Annotated in this window: 1 pseudogene; it reads left to right on the forward strand. The window is 60.9% G+C overall.

The features are described from left to right. A pseudogene (locus tag PspCFBP13509_RS31325) lies at nt 1-605 on the forward strand (arabinose ABC transporter substrate-binding protein); the annotation flags it as partial. Nucleotides 606-609: the final 4 nt, after the last annotated feature.

Below are 609 nucleotides of genomic sequence, written 5' to 3' on the forward strand. Positions count from 1 at the left end.
ACCTGGGCATGGCCGCGTTTGAAGTGGGCCAGAAACAAGGCGCGGCCATGGCTGCCGAGGCGAAAAAACGCGGTTGGGACTGGAAGGACACCTATGCGGTGATCAACACCTTCAATGAACTCGACACCGGCAAGAAACGCACCGATGGCTCGATCAAATCCCTGGAAGAAGCCGGCATTCCCAAGGACCACATCCTCACCGCCGCGCTGAAAACCCTCGACGTCCCCGGCAGCATGGACGCCACCAACTCGGCCCTGGTCAAGCTGCCCAGCGGCGCGAAAAACCTGATCATCGGCGGCATGAACGACAACACCGTGCTCGGCGGCGTGCGCGCCACTGAAAGCGCCGGTTTCGCCGCCGCCAATGTGATCGGCATCGGCATCAATGGCACCGACGCCATCGGCGAACTGAAGAAAGCCAACAGCGGCTTCTTCGGCTCCATGCTGCCAAGCCCGCACATCGAAGGCTACAACACCGCGCTGATGATGTACGAGTGGGTCACCAAGGGCACCGAACCGCCGAAGTACACGGCCATGGATGAAGTGACCCTGATCACCCGCGCCAACTTCCAGGAAGAACTGACCAAGATCGGGCTGTGGAAATGACGGC

It is taken from the genome of Pseudomonas sp. CFBP13509, from assembly GCF_005233485.1.
Taxonomy (GTDB): domain Bacteria; phylum Pseudomonadota; class Gammaproteobacteria; order Pseudomonadales; family Pseudomonadaceae; genus Aquipseudomonas; species Aquipseudomonas marginalis.